Source organism: Pseudomonas sp. G3-39 (assembly GCF_054790485.1).
In genome coordinates this window covers 1,898,876-1,912,426 of the sequence record NZ_CP186497.1, presented here as the reverse complement: position 1 = coordinate 1,912,426, position 13,551 = coordinate 1,898,876, and the positions used below count along the sequence as shown (strand labels likewise).

Here is a 13,551-nt window from a genome sequence, read left to right as displayed (position 1 = left end):
ATATCAGTCACCCACAAATCTTGAGTTCACTGAAGATCCAATGTGGGAGATCCAATGTGGGAGCGAGCCTGCTCGCGAAAGCCGCGACTCGGTGTCAGCTCAAAGCTTGGCCGCCGGGCGCCCAGTTTTTTTGGTCTGCAACAAATGCGAGAACACCGCATGCAGATCATCCGACGCACTTTCCTCATCGAGGTTGAGCTTGCTGTCGATGTGATCCATGTGATGCATCATCAGGTCCACCGCCAGCTCACCGTTGCGCGCTTCGATGGCGTCGATCAACTGGGTGTGCTCGTCGTAGGAGCAATGCGAGCGGTTGCCGCTCTCGTACTGGGCGATGATCAGCGAGGTCTGCGAGACCAGGCTGCGCTGGAAGCTGATCAGTGGCGCGTTCTTCGCCGCTTCGGCGAGCTTCAGGTGGAATTCGCCCGACAGACGGATACCGGCGCCGCGATCTCCACGGGAGAAGCTGTCGCGCTCGTCGTTGACCATCTGACGCAATTCGGCGATCTGCTCGGCGGTGGCGTGCTGCACGGCCAGCTCGGTGATCGCGCGCTCCACCAGACGGCGGGCCATGAACACTTGACGCGCTTCTTCAACGCTCGGGCTGGCGACTACAGCGCCGCGGTTCGGTCGCAACAACACCACGCCTTCATGAGCCAGACGCGACAACGCGCGGCGAATGATGGTGCGGCTGACCCCGAAGATTTCCCCCAGCGCTTCTTCGCTCAATTTTGTACCGGGCGCCAGACGCTGTTCGAGGATGGCCTCGAAGATATGCGCGTAGACAATATCGTCCTGGGTTCCGCTGCGGCCGGCTTTGCCTGCTCGCGGTTGTTTCTTGAGGGGTTGCAACTGTTCGTTCATGGGCACTCGAGTCGGGAGAACTGCGGCGAATAGACCGTGACTGTAATACGGCACAGTAGGTCGCTGGCAAGTATCGCGTAAAAAACAGCGCGATTGTACACAATGGATGGTGGCAACACGACTGTATGGCTGTTTGTGACCACGGCTGTATTGCAACGATCCGTCAGGTTTGAGTTTAGGCTTGATCGCAGAATCCGCAGCCAGAACACAAATCCCCCTGTGGGAGCGGGCTTGCTCGCGAAAGCGGTGTGTCAGACCACATCTGCTTTTACTGACCCACCGCTTTCGCGAGCAAACCCGCTCCCACAGGGGTTCAGGTAATTGCGGGGATCTTCATCTGTATAAGGAACACCGCCGTCATGAACGACGCCACCTACACCCGCCTGCGCCCCCTCGCCGACACTTCGCCTTCGGCGATCGTTGCCGGTTTCATCGCGATGATGACCGGCTACACCAGTTCGCTGGTGCTGATGTTCCAGGCCGGGCAAGCGGCGGGCCTGAGCAGCGCGCAGATTTCCTCGTGGATCTGGGCGATCTCGATCGGCATGGCGGTGTGCTCGATCGGCTTGTCGCTGCGTTATCGCACACCGATCACGATTGCCTGGTCGACACCGGGTGCAGCCCTGTTGATCACCAGCCTCGGTGGCGTCAGTTATGGCGAGGCTATCGGTGCCTATATCACCTGCGCGGTGCTGGTGACGATTTGCGGGCTGACCGGCAGCTTCGAACGCTTGGTGAAGAAGATCCCGGCGTCGCTGGCGGCAGCGTTGCTGGCGGGGATTCTGTTCAAGATCGGCAGCGAAATCTTCGTCGCCGCGCAACACCGCACCGGGCTGGTGCTGGGGATGTTCTTCACTTATCTGCTGGTCAAACGCCTGTCACCGCGTTACGCGGTACTGGCTGCGCTACTGATCGGCACTGCGCTGTCGGGCTTCATGGGGCTGCTGGATTTCAGCGGTTTCCATCTGGAACTGGCGACGCCAGTCTGGACCACGCCGCACTTCTCGCTGGCCGCAACCATCAGCATCGGCATTCCGTTGTTCGTGGTGGCGATGACTTCGCAGAACATGCCCGGCATCGCCGTACTGCGCGCCGACGGCTACAACGTGCCCGCCTCGCCACTGATCACCAGCACCGGCATCGCCTCGCTGTTGCTGACGCCATTCGGCTCCCACGGCATCAACCTCGCGGCGATCAGCGCAGCCATCTGCACCGGGCCGCACGCCCATGAAGATCGCAACAAACGCTACACCGCCGCGGTCTGGTGCGGGATTTTCTACGGGATTGCCGGGGTGTTCGGCGCCACATTGGCGGCGCTGTTTGCCGCGTTGCCGAAAGAACTGGTGCTGTCGATTGCCGCGCTGGCGCTGTTCGGCTCGATCATCAACGGCCTGAGCATTGCCATGACCGAAGTGAAGGAACGCGAGGCGGCGCTGATCACCTTTATGGTCACGGCGTCGGGGTTGACGCTGTTTTCCATCGGCTCGGCGTTCTGGGGGATTGTCGCGGGGGTTTTGACGTTACTGATTTTGAATTGGCGCAAAGCCCAGGCATAAAAAAACGGCGACCCTCAGGTCGCCGTTTTTTTCAGTATCACTTGGCCGCGTTGATCGGCTTTTCCGGATACCAGACGTCCAGCAGCGGGCTGACGGTCATGCCGGTCAGTTCGCTACGGTTTTTCAGCCAGGCTTCAACGGCAGCGCGCTGCTCTTCGTTGACCGAGCCACGCTTCTGCAGGCAAACCAGACCGAAGTCATCGCCGCCAACATAACCCAGACCGTTGGCTTCCATGGCTTCTTTGATGAATGCTTCGAGGAAAGCGTCAATGGCTTCTTCGGACAAGTCTTCTTTGAAGTCCAGGTTCAGTTCGAAACCCAGCTCTTGGAATTCATCAACGCACAGTTTTTTGCGCAGACGCTGGGAACGGTTAGTCGCCATTGGAACAATCCTCTTAAGTAATAACGGCCGGCACTTTACCAGTTTAAGCGGTCAATTGCCCGACTCTCTGGGCGCGGTGGTCGACCGCCTGTAAAAAAATAACGAAATGGCCGCCTCGGGCAAGGCACAAGCTGTTACACCTTGGGGCATAATGCCGACACTTTCATGACCACTGAGGGCTTTTTCATCCATGCCCTCGTTATTTCTCCCCTCTTCTGCAGGGTTTTATTTCATATGATCAAATCGTTGCGTCCTCTGTTTCTTGCCGGCCTTCTTCTGCCCCTGGCCCTGCCGGTTGCCGCTGCCACTATCAATACCGCCCTCACCCCTAACGTCGAAAAAGCCCTCAAGGCCAGCAAGCTGCAGCCCACCGCACTGTCACTGGTGATGATCCCGCTCGACGGCCCGGGCAATCCGACCGTGTATAACGCCGACGTCTCGGTCAACCCGGCCTCGACCATGAAACTGGTCACCACCTACGCCTCGCTGGAAATGCTCGGCCCTAACCATCAGTGGAAAACCGAGTTCTACACCGACGGCGACCTCAGTGGCGGCATTCTCAACGGCAACCTGTACCTCAAGGGTGGCGGCGATCCGAAGCTGAACATGGAAAAACTCTGGCTGTTGATGCGCGACCTGCGCGCCAACGGCGTGACCCAGGTCACCGGCGACCTGATCCTCGACCGCAGCTTCTTCATCCAGCCGCAACTGCCCGAGTTCAACGACGACGGCAATGACGAGAACAAGCCGTTCCTGGTCAAACCCGACTCGCTGCTGGTCAACCTCAAGGCCCTGCGCTTCGTCGCGCGCAATGACGGGGGCCGGGTGCTGATCTCGGTGGAGCCGCCGATTGCCAGCGTGCGCATCGAAAACACGGTCAAGGCGCTCAACTCCAAGCAGTGCACCGGTGGCGTGCGCTACAACCCGGTGACCCAGCCTGATGGCAGCGTGACCGTGACCGTCGCCGGTCAGTTGGGCGAAGGCTGCAGCTCGCAGACTTATCTGTCGCTGCTCGACCACGCGACCTACACCGCTGGCGCCGTGCGTGCGATCTGGAAAGAACTGGGCGGCAGCATCCAGGGCAAGGATCGCCTCGCCGCGACCCCGAGCAGCGCCAAGCTGCTGGCCCGCGCCTACTCGCCGGATCTGGCGGAAATCATCCGCGACATCAACAAATACAGTAACAACACCATGGCTCAGCAGCTGTTCCTGAGCCTCGGTCAGAAGTACCGCAACGAAGCCGACGGTGACGACGCCAAGGCCGCACAACGCGTAGTCCGCCAGTGGCTGGCGAAGAAAGGCATCACCGCGCCGCACCTGGTGATGGAGAACGGCTCCGGGTTGTCCCGCGCCGAACGCGTCAGCGCCCGCGAGATGGCCAACATGCTGCAAGCCGCCTGGCACAGCCCGTACGCCGCCGAGTACATCAGCTCGCTGCCGATTGCCGGCACCGACGGCACCATGCGCAAACGCCTGAAGACCACCGCGATGCGCGGCGAGGCCCACGTCAAGACCGGCACCCTGAACACCGTGCGCGCCATCGCCGGCTTCAGCCGCGACGTCAACGGCAACACCTGGGCGGTGGTGGCGATCCTCAACGACAAGGCGCCGTTCGGCGCGTCGTCGGTGCTGGATCAGGTGCTGCTGGACCTGTACAAGCAGCCGCGCCTGCCGCAGACGGCTTCGGCCCTGTAAAAACACAGCCGCTCTCATGTTGGAGCGGGCTTGCTCGCGAAGGCGTCAGATCAGTCAGTATTTTTGCTGGCTGACACACCGCTTTCGCGAGCAAACCCGCTCCCACAGGTAGATCGTGCCAAGGCTCAGCTCATCTGCTCGACCCGATCGCGCCCGCCCTGCTTCGCCGCATACACCCCCGAATCCGCGCGCAGCAGCAGCGCATCCGCGCCTTCCCCCGGGCGCCAGCTGGCGATGCCGAAACTGGCCGTCACCACCCCGACCACATCCACCGGCGCACTGCGCAGGCCTTGCCACAACTCCACCGCCAGCATGTACGCATGCTCGCCGTCGATGTCCGGGCACAGCACCATGAACTCTTCACCACCGAGACGACAGAACACATCAGTCCGCCGTAAACGATGGCCGATGCGCTCGCACACCGCTTGCAGCACCCGGTCGCCCACGGCATGGCCGTACTGGTCGTTGATGCGTTTGAAGTGGTCGATGTCGAGCATGATCACCGACAGCTCACCGCCGCCGCGCTCGACCCGGGCCATTTCGGTAGTCAGGCGTTCCTGGAAGTAGCGGCGGTTGTGGATACCGGTCAGCGAGTCGGTGACCGACAGCGCCCGCAATTCCTCTTCCACCCGTTTCAAGTCGGAAATGTCCGAGATGTAGCCGTGCCACAGCACGCCGCCGCCCGGCAGCTCTTCCGGCGTCGCCTCGCCGCGCACCCAGCGCAGGCCGCGCTCGGGCAACTGCACACGGTATTCCTCGCGCCATGGGCTGAGGCTGTCTGCCGAAGCACGGATCGAGCTGCGCACTCGCGAGACGTCTTGTGGATGGATGCGGGTGAAAATCGCCTCGGCATTGAGCAGCAACACGTCCGGCTCCAGCTCGTAGATCTCGCGGATGCCATCGCTGGCGTAGATCACGCTGAAGCGCCCGTCGAATTCCATCTTGAATTGATAGATGCCGCCGGGCACGTGGGCGCTGAGTTTTTTCAGCAATACATCCCGCGCCGCCAGCGCTTCGTGCACGCGCTTGCGCTCGGTGATGTCGATGCAGATCGCCAGATGCCCGACCCACAAACCCTGCTCATCGAGCACCGGGGTGGCGAGCATGTTCACCGGCAGATGACTGCCGTCGCTGCGCACCAGCGTCCACTCGCGCGCCTCATGACCGCCGACCTCGCCGCCCTCGACCAACATCGCGTGGCAGGTCGGAATGCTCTTGCCGTAACGCGCACTCAACTCTGCCGAACGCGCCGCCAGCTCTCGCGGCAGATGCAGGTTTTCCAGGGTCATGTGCCCGACCACATCGGCGCTGCTGTAGCCGAGCATCTGTTCGGCGCCGGGGTTGAAGGTGTTGATCACCCCGCGCAGGTCGGTGGCGATGATTGCCACCTGGGTCGCGGCATTCAGTACCCCGCGCAACTGACCGTGGGTGCCGCGCAATTCCTGCTCGCGGGCGTGCAGTTCCTGGGTGCGCAGTTCGACCATGCGCAAGGCGCGCTGGCGTTGACTGACCAGCACGTAAAGCAGTGCGCTGAGCAACAGACTCAGCAGCGCCCCCAGCACCACCAGGCTGCTGATTGACGAATGGTTGGCCTGCAGAAACGCTTCGCTGGGCTGCATGTCCACTTGATAGTCATGGTCGGCCATGCGCAACAGACGTGTGGCGGACAGATCACTGGCCCCGGCCTGGTTGGCGGACTCGTAGAGCACTTCATGCTGTTCATCGGTGGACAGGTCGAGAATGCGTACATTGAGGAAATCCTGATGCTCCTCCGGCAGTCCGTCGGCCAGCAACTGCTGCATGCTGATCACCGCCATCACATAGCCTTGCGGCGGCCCTTTCGGCGCCCCTTCACGAGTGACCGGCGCCAGCAGCAAGACGCCCCGGGCATACGCCGGATCAATCCCCACCAGATGCAATGGCTGCGACACCACCATGTGCCCGGTGCGGTCGGCGCGTTCCAGCGTCGCCCGGCGCAACGGTTGCGCCAGCAAGTCGTAACCCAGCGGCGTGGGCAAGCGACTGAGGCTCTGGGTGTAGATCACCGGTACGTATTCGGGGCGATCAGCGGCGGTCTGCAACTGATCGTCAGCGTTCAGTTCACGAAAGGTGAAGGTACTGAAGCCTTCGTTACGCACGGCCTGTTCGACCGCCGGGCGTTCGGCACGGCTGATCCGTGGCGCATAGGAATAGGCCTGGGTGCGTAATAGAAGCGGTTTGGCATAGCCGTCGAATTCGTTGCGTGAGACCGAATCGGAGTTGGCGAAGAAACGGCGCAGGCCATCGAGACGCTGTTCCTGATCCTGGAAACGTTCTTCGATGCGGCTGTAACGCTCATTGGCCAGCAGCTGGAAGCGTTGGCGCAGTTGATGGTGAAACTGATTGAGGGTAGCCCAGGCGAGCAGCCCCGTGAGAATCCCGCCGGCGAGCAATACCAGCAGCGCGACCAGCCAGGCCGAGACGTCTTCGCTGATAAAACCCAGAATCTTTGGGCGCACGGGGTGCAACGACATAGGGGCAACTCACGACGCCATTGTTTCGGGGGGAAAACCCCATTGGCCATGAGTTGAGTTATAGCTATTAGCCATTAATTTGGCTAGCGCTGATCGGATCCAAGAGCCTTTAAAAATCAAGGCTCTGTGGATCCAACCCGCCCAAGCGTCAACGAGCCGTGATTTTCCAGGCGCGGTGGATCTTGGTGTTACGCGCAAAATCCGGATCGATGGTCTGCGCGCTGATTTCCTCGACCGCGTAACGTTCGGCCAGGTTCTCCTCCAGCTGGAACTTGCGGAAGTTGTTGGAGAAATACAGCACGCCACCCGGCGCCAGACGTGCCATGGCCAGGTCGATCAACTGCACCTGATCACGCTGCACGTCGAAGATGCCTTCCATGCGCTTGGAGTTGGAGAAGGTCGGCGGGTCGATGAAGATCAGGTCGTACTCGTCGCGGCTGCTTTCCAGCCACGCCATCACGTCGCCCTGCTCCAGACGGTTCTTGTCGGAGAAGCCGTTCAGCGACAGGTTGCGCCGCGCCCAGTCGAGGTAAGTCTTCGACAGGTCGACGCTGGTGGTGCTGCGGGCACCGCCCTTGGCCGCATGCACACTGGCGGTCGCGGTGTAGCAGAACAGATTGAGGAAGCGCTTGCCGGCCGCCTCTTTCTGAATGCGCATACGCATTGGCCGGTGATCGAGGAACAGCCCGGTGTCGAGGTAGTCGGTGAGGTTCACCAGCAGCTTGACGCCGCCTTCGCTGACCTCATTGAACTTGCCCTGCGCCGCCTGACGCTCGTATTGCTTGGTGCCGCTCTGCCGCTCGCGGCGTTTGACCACCACGCGGCTCTTGTCGACGTTCAGCGCCTGCGGGATTGCCGCCAGGGCATCGAACATGCGCGCCGAGGCCTTTTCCGGATCGATCGACTTCGGCGCGGCGTATTCCTGCACGTGCACCCAGTCGTGGTACAGGTCGATGGCCATGGCGTATTCCGGCATGTCGGCATCGTAGACGCGGTAGCAGTCGATGCCTTCGCGCTTGACCCACTTGCTCATCGCCTTGAGATTTTTCTGCAGGCGGTTGGCAAACATCTGCCCGCCTTCGCTCAGGCGCGGCTGCTCGACCACCGGCGCCGGGGCTGGCGTCGGTTTGATCGGGTTGCCGTTCTTGTTGAACTTGCGCTCTTGCGGCTCGTTCGGGGTCTGATCGTAGGCTGCTTGCTCGCGCTCGGCCTGACGCTGTTCCGGAGTCCGCCGCTCGCCGGTGACGAACTGGTCCGGCAGCACCTTGATCAACAACAGCTTGCACGGCAGCGCGCCGTTCCAGAACGAATACTGTTTGTGGCTGCGAATGCCCATGCGCTTGCCCAGATCCGGGGCGCCGGTGAATACCGCCGCTTCCCAGTTCAGGCAGGCCTGACGCAGGCGCTCGCCAAGGTTCTGATAGAGGTAAAGCAGGCTGGCTTCGTCACCCAGACGCTCACCGTACGGCGGGTTGCAGATCACCAGACCTTTCTGGTTCTGGTCCGGACGCGGCTCGAAGGTCGCGACTTCGCCCTGATAGATCTTGATCCACTCGCTCAGACCGGCGCGTTCGACGTTATTGCGGCCCGGCTGAATCAGCCGCGGGTCGGCTTCGTAACCGCGAATCCACAGCGGCGGCTTGGCCAGACCGGCAGCGGCGCGTTCGACCGCTTCTTCATGGAGTTTTTTCCACAGCGCCGGAACGTGGCCGAGCCATGCGGTAAAGCCCCACTGCTCGCGGCGCAGGTTCGGCGCCATGTCGGCGGCGATCATCCCGGCTTCGACGAGGAACGTACCGACACCGCACATCGGGTCAGCCAGCGCGCCGCCTTCGGCCGCAATGCGCGGCCAGCCGGAACGGATCAGGATCGCTGCCGCGAGGTTTTCCTTCAGCGGCGCCGCGCCCTGCTGCAGGCGGTAACCGCGCTGATGCAGGCTGTGGCCGGAAAGGTCGAGGGACAGGATCGCTTCGCCGCGATCCAGGCGCAGGTGAATGCGCAGATCCGGGTTGAGCTTGTCGATCGACGGACGGTCTCCTTGCGGGGTACGGAGTTTGTCGACGATGGCGTCTTTGACTTTCAGCGCACCGAAGTGGGTGTTGTCGATGCCCGAGCCGTGGCCGCTGAATTCGACGGCCAGAGTGCCGTCGGCGAGCATGTGATCCTGCCACTCGACGTCAAGCACGCCGTGGTACAGGTCTTCAGCGTCTTTCATCGGGAAGCGCTTGAGCACCAGCAACACCCGGTTGGCCAGACGCGACCACAGGCACAGGCGATAAGCGGTTTCCATGGTCGCCATGCCACGCACGGCGGAGGTGTGCTCGCGGGCGTCTTCAAGGCCAAGCCCGACGGCTTCCTCGATGAGCAGGCCTTCAAGGCCTTTGGGGCAAGTGAGGAAGAGTTCGAAACGGTCGGACATGGTATTTCCAGAGCCTTTGGCTAGTGAACCGGCAACGCATTGCCGATCCGGTTTTCAATCAGGCGCTTTTCTAAAAGAGCGCCCGCGTGGCACGAAGGTGTGCCGTTCCATCCCCGCTGCTCGGGTTAAAAGAGCTTAGATGCAAGGACAGGTATTAAAGTTGATGAAACAAAATGACTCAAAGCAACCCTTCGTCGAATATTACCCCAGCGTAAACGTGGGTCATTCTCACTAAAGGATTAACCCCATCATCCAGTGCGGGGCCGATCATACCGGGGTTTTCTGAAAAAACGTTCATGAAACCCGTCGTTACTTATGGCTGTAGCACTATTTTCGTTACGTCCTTATGACAAAACGATCATTCCCTCGGTGTGACTCATTGGTTAGAACTGACCACAGGTTGACGTCGCAACGGCGTCAACACCTTGGCTCGCCACGCCGGCAGCGAGCCGCCCAACGGCAGAGTTTTTTTCTGCCAGACCTCGGTTGAGGTCAACGCGACGAAAACAGTCAACAAGTGAGGGAAACACCCTATGAGAAGACTTAAGCGTGATCCGTTGGAAAGAGCATTTTTGCGCGGATATCAATATGGCGTTGGTGGCAAATCCCGCGAGCTTTGCCCATTTACTCTACCGTCGGTACGTCAAGCCTGGATCAACGGCTGGCGAGAAGGACGCGGCGACAACTGGGACGGTATGACCGGCACTGCGGGAATCCACAGACTCAACGAACTTCACGCCGTCGGCTGACACAGGGCACTTATTGCAACACGACAATCTGAATTTTTAGCGACTTACCATGCACGTCCTTCCCGGACGGCGGGCTACGGCCCAGGGGCTCCTTCGAGGAGCCCTTTTTTATGCCTGCCCCGGACGATACAGACTCCCTGTGGCGAGGGGATTCATCCCCGATGGGCTGCGAAGCGGCCCCGAATCCATCCACCCAAGTGTGCCAGGCGAACGGCGGAAGCAAATTTTACGACTGCTGCGCAGCCGATCGGGGATGAATCCCCTCGCCACAGAGCCCTCAGAAAACCTCAGCGTAAGGCAGCGATCGCGTCTACCGATTCACGAATCAGCGCCGGGCCCTTATAGATGAAGCCCGAGTAAATCTGCACCAGGCTCGCACCCGCCATGATCTTCTCGGCCGCATGCTTGCCCTCAGTGATGCCACCGGCCGCGATGATCGGCAACCGACCACCCAGCTCAGCCGCCAACACCTTCACGGTATGCGTGCTCTTGTCACGCACCGGAGCGCCGGACAGACCACCCGCCTCGTCACCGTGCTCCATGCCTTCGACGCCGACGCGACTCAGGGTGGTGTTGGTCGCGATCACTGCGTCCATTCCGGTTTCGATCAGTGCCTGAGCCACCTGCGCCGTTTCTTCGTCGGTCATGTCCGGGGCGATCTTGATCGCCAGCGGCACATGTTTGCCGTGACGCAGGGCCAGTTCGGCGCGGCGCGTGGCCAGATCCGCCAGCAACTGCTTGAGCGAATCACCGAACTGCAGACTGCGCAGGCCCGGGGTGTTCGGCGAGCTGACGTTGACCGTGACATAGCTGGCGTGGGCATACACCTTGTCCAGGCAAATCAGATAGTCGTCCACCGCGCGCTCGACCGGAGTGTCGAAGTTCTTGCCGATGTTGATCCCCAGCACGCCCTTGTATTTGGCCGCCGCGACCCGCGCCAGCAGGTTATCCACACCGAGGTTGTTGAAGCCCATGCGATTGATGATCGCCTCGGCTTCCGGCAGACGGAAGATCCGCGGTTTCGGGTTGCCCGGCTGCGGACGCGGGGTCACGGTGCCGATTTCGACGAAACCGAAACCCAGTTGCGAGAAACCGTCGATGGCCGCGCCGTTCTTGTCCAGACCGGCCGCCAGACCCACCGGGTTCGGGAAGTCCAGGCCCATGACCGTCACCGGCACATTCGCCGGCTTCTTGCACAGCATGCCGTTGAGGCCCAAACGCCCACCCGCGCCGATCAGATCCAGCGACAGATCGTGGGAGGTTTCCGGGGAAAGTTTGAACAACAGCTGACGGGCCAGGGTGTACATGGGCGGCGATGACTCGGGCGGCGAAAAGAGGCGGCGATTATAGCCGGGCAACGTCCCCCGGCGCGAGGCACACAGGTAAATCAGCCTGACTGGCATATGCCTTGCACTTTCAGGGGTATCAGCCCACAGGCCAATGGCGGCGTGCGGGCACGGACAATGGCGTCGTTCGGAGGTTTTGCCTTGGCAAAGCCTGGGACGGCGTTTTTTTTGAGGGTGGCTTTATATGAGTGATTCGTCCGTCGGGCCGCTGGCCTGGGTCAACGGCAGTGATGCTCCGGAAAAAAGCGTGATCAACCTCGGCTTCATGGCCCTGAGCGATTGCGCTTCGGTAGTCGTGGCCGCGACACAGGGCTTCGCCCAGCCCTACGGCCTGACGATCAACCTCAAGCGCCAGGCGTCCTGGGCGACCTTGCGCGACAAACTGGTCAGCGGTGAGCTGGATGTGGCCCACAGCCTGTACGGGCTGATTTACGCGGTGCACCTGGGCATCGGCGGCGTCGCCCCGAGCGACATGGCGGTGCTGATGGGCCTGAACCAGAACGGCCAGAGCCTCAACCTGTCTCACGGCTTGCAGCAACTGGGCGTGACCAGTCCTGAAGCACTCGATCGGCAGGCGCACCAAACCCGCGCAAAACTGACCTTCGCCCAGACCTTCCCCACCGGCACCCATGCGATGTGGCTGTATTACTGGCTGGCGAGTCAGGGCATTCACCCGTTGCAGGACGTCGACAGCGTAGTGGTACCGCCGCCGCAAATGGTTGCGCATCTGCAAGCCGGGCGTATCGATGGCTTCTGCGTCGGTGAGCCGTGGGCGGCCAGCGCCGAGCAACAGGATCTGGGGTTCACCCTCGCTACCAGCCAGAGCATCTGGCCTGACCACCCGGAAAAAGTCCTTGGCTGCACCCGCGCGTTCGTCGAGCAATACCCCAACACCGCCCGGGCGCTGGTGATGGCGATCCTCGAGGCCAGCCGCTTCATCGAGCAAAACCCGGAAAACCGCCGCAGCACCGCGCAGCTGCTTAGCGCCCCGGAATACCTCGACGCCCCGCTGTCCTGCATCGAACCGCGTTTTCTCGGTGATTACGCCGATGGCCTCGGCAATCGCTGGCAGGACCCGCACGCCTTGCGCTTTCACGGCAACGGCGAGGTGAATCTGCCGTACCTGTCCGACGGCATGTGGTTCATGACCCAATTCCGCCGTTGGGGCCTGTTACGCGAGGATCCCGACTACCTCGCGGTGGCCCGCCAGGTTCAGCAACTGGACATTTACCGCGAAGCAGCCACCGCCGTCGGTGTCGCCGCGTGGGGCAAGGAGATGCGCAGCAGCCAGTTGCTCGATGGCAAAGTCTGGGACGGCAGCGATCCGGCTGGTTACGCCCGCAGCTTCAAGTTGCACGCCCTAAGCGACAGCGCCCCCCTTCTCGCCCGCCGCTGACAGGAGACCGCCAACATGCTGCGCATTCTGCTGATCAACGACACCGCGAAAAAAGTCGGGCGCCTGAAAGCCGCGCTGACCGAGGCCGGTTTCGAGGTCATCGATGAATCCGGCCTGACCATCGATCTGCCGGCGCGCGTCGAAACGGTGCGCCCGGACGTGATCCTGATCGATACCGAGTCACCGAGCCGCGATGTCATGGAGCAAGTTGTGCTGGTCAGCCGCGACCAGCCCCGGCCGATCGTGATGTTCACCGACGAACATGACCCGGGGGTAATGCGCCAGGCGATCAAGTCCGGGGTCAGTGCCTACATCGTCGAGGGCATCCACGCCCAGCGCCTGCAGCCGATTCTCGATGTGGCGATGGCGCGCTTCGAAAGCGATCAGGCCTTGCGCGCGCAGCTGCTGGCCCGCGACCAGCAATTGGCGGAGCGCAAACGCATCGAACTGGCCAAAGGGCTGCTGATGAAAATGAAGGACTGCAACGAGGAAGAGGCCTACACCCTGATGCGCCGCCAGGCCATGAGTCGCCAGCAGAAGCTGATTCAGGTGGCGGAGCAGATCATTGCCATGAGTGAGTTGCTTGGCTGAATTCTATCAGAGCCCGTAAGCCCTCTTCGCGAGCAGGCTC

Annotated in this window: 10 protein-coding genes; 5 read left to right on the top strand and 5 right to left on the bottom strand. The window is 61.5% G+C overall.

What is annotated here, in order from left to right; translation table 11 throughout:
- Window positions 1-99: 99 nt before the first annotated feature.
- Window positions 100-864: a GntR family transcriptional regulator gene (locus tag ACOYXG_RS08675; RefSeq protein ID WP_027613276.1), complete on the bottom strand. Its 765-nt coding sequence runs from the start codon at window positions 862-864 to the stop codon at window positions 100-102.
- A 359-nt stretch (window positions 865-1,223) separates the two neighbouring features.
- Here ACOYXG_RS08675 and ACOYXG_RS08670 point away from each other — a divergent pair, with 359 nt between their 5' ends.
- Entirely contained in the window at window positions 1,224-2,420 is a 1,197-nt protein-coding gene (locus ACOYXG_RS08670) for a benzoate/H(+) symporter BenE family transporter (RefSeq protein WP_460357036.1), read from the top strand.
- 37 nt (window positions 2,421-2,457) lie between these two features.
- On the opposite strand, the gene ACOYXG_RS08665 is transcribed toward ACOYXG_RS08670, so the two are convergent.
- Window positions 2,458-2,802: a YggL family protein gene (locus ACOYXG_RS08665; protein ID WP_003223308.1), complete on the bottom strand. Its 345-nt coding sequence runs from the start codon at window positions 2,800-2,802 to the stop codon at window positions 2,458-2,460.
- A 234-nt stretch (window positions 2,803-3,036) separates the two neighbouring features.
- Between ACOYXG_RS08665 and dacB the strand changes: the two genes are divergently transcribed.
- Window positions 3,037-4,497, top strand: coding sequence for a D-alanyl-D-alanine carboxypeptidase/D-alanyl-D-alanine endopeptidase (dacB, locus tag ACOYXG_RS08660; protein WP_225138144.1), 1,461 nt, complete (start codon window positions 3,037-3,039; stop codon window positions 4,495-4,497).
- A 125-nt stretch (window positions 4,498-4,622) separates the two neighbouring features.
- Here the strand turns inward: dacB and ACOYXG_RS08655 are convergent, their stop codons facing one another.
- Window positions 4,623-7,010, bottom strand: coding sequence for a sensor domain-containing diguanylate cyclase (locus ACOYXG_RS08655; protein ID WP_027613279.1), 2,388 nt, complete (start codon window positions 7,008-7,010; stop codon window positions 4,623-4,625).
- 148 nt (window positions 7,011-7,158) lie between these two features.
- Window positions 7,159-9,429, bottom strand: a complete 2,271-nt coding sequence (rlmKL, locus tag ACOYXG_RS08650; protein WP_097087615.1) for a bifunctional 23S rRNA (guanine(2069)-N(7))-methyltransferase RlmK/23S rRNA (guanine(2445)-N(2))-methyltransferase RlmL — start codon at window positions 9,427-9,429, stop codon at window positions 7,159-7,161.
- Between the two features lie 533 nt (window positions 9,430-9,962).
- On the opposite strand from rlmKL, the gene rmf reads away from it, so the two are divergent.
- Window positions 9,963-10,178: a ribosome modulation factor gene (gene rmf / locus ACOYXG_RS08645; protein WP_003223300.1), complete on the top strand. Its 216-nt coding sequence runs from the start codon at window positions 9,963-9,965 to the stop codon at window positions 10,176-10,178.
- A gap of 287 nt (window positions 10,179-10,465) precedes the next feature.
- Here the strand turns inward: rmf and ACOYXG_RS08640 are convergent, their stop codons facing one another.
- Complete coding sequence (locus ACOYXG_RS08640) at window positions 10,466-11,485, bottom strand: quinone-dependent dihydroorotate dehydrogenase (protein WP_027613281.1); 1,020 nt, start codon at window positions 11,483-11,485, stop codon at window positions 10,466-10,468.
- 223 nt (window positions 11,486-11,708) lie between these two features.
- On the opposite strand from ACOYXG_RS08640, the gene ACOYXG_RS08635 reads away from it, so the two are divergent.
- Both ACOYXG_RS08635 and ACOYXG_RS08630 read left to right on the top strand, forming a co-directional pair.
- Complete coding sequence (locus ACOYXG_RS08635; RefSeq protein WP_460357030.1) at window positions 11,709-12,920, top strand: CmpA/NrtA family ABC transporter substrate-binding protein; 1,212 nt, start codon at window positions 11,709-11,711, stop codon at window positions 12,918-12,920.
- A gap of 15 nt (window positions 12,921-12,935) precedes the next feature.
- Window positions 12,936-13,511 (top strand): ANTAR domain-containing response regulator, encoded by a 576-nt coding sequence (locus ACOYXG_RS08630; protein ID WP_027613283.1) that lies wholly within the window; start codon window positions 12,936-12,938, stop codon window positions 13,509-13,511.
- Window positions 13,512-13,551 lie beyond the last annotated feature (40 nt).

Excerpts from the sequence above, each read along its gene's own strand:
- rmf (WP_003223300.1), top strand. The coding sequence starts at position 9,963 with ATGAGAAGACTTAAGCGTGATCCGTTGGAAAGAGCATTTTTGCGCGGA.
- ACOYXG_RS08635 (WP_460357030.1), top strand. The coding sequence starts at position 11,709 with ATGAGTGATTCGTCCGTCGGGCCGCTGGCCTGGGTCAACGGCAGTGAT.
- rlmKL (WP_097087615.1), bottom strand. The coding sequence starts at position 9,429 with ATGTCCGACCGTTTCGAACTCTTCCTCACTTGCCCCAAAGGCCTTGAA.
- ACOYXG_RS08640 (WP_027613281.1), bottom strand. The coding sequence starts at position 11,485 with ATGTACACCCTGGCCCGTCAGCTGTTGTTCAAACTTTCCCCGGAAACC.
- ACOYXG_RS08665 (WP_003223308.1), bottom strand. The coding sequence starts at position 2,802 with ATGGCGACTAACCGTTCCCAGCGTCTGCGCAAAAAACTGTGCGTTGAT.
- ACOYXG_RS08675 (WP_027613276.1), bottom strand. The coding sequence starts at position 864 with ATGAACGAACAGTTGCAACCCCTCAAGAAACAACCGCGAGCAGGCAAA.
- ACOYXG_RS08630 (WP_027613283.1), top strand. The coding sequence starts at position 12,936 with ATGCTGCGCATTCTGCTGATCAACGACACCGCGAAAAAAGTCGGGCGC.
- ACOYXG_RS08655 (WP_027613279.1), bottom strand. The coding sequence starts at position 7,010 with ATGTCGTTGCACCCCGTGCGCCCAAAGATTCTGGGTTTTATCAGCGAA.
- dacB (WP_225138144.1), top strand. The coding sequence starts at position 3,037 with ATGATCAAATCGTTGCGTCCTCTGTTTCTTGCCGGCCTTCTTCTGCCC.
- ACOYXG_RS08670 (WP_460357036.1), top strand. The coding sequence starts at position 1,224 with ATGAACGACGCCACCTACACCCGCCTGCGCCCCCTCGCCGACACTTCG.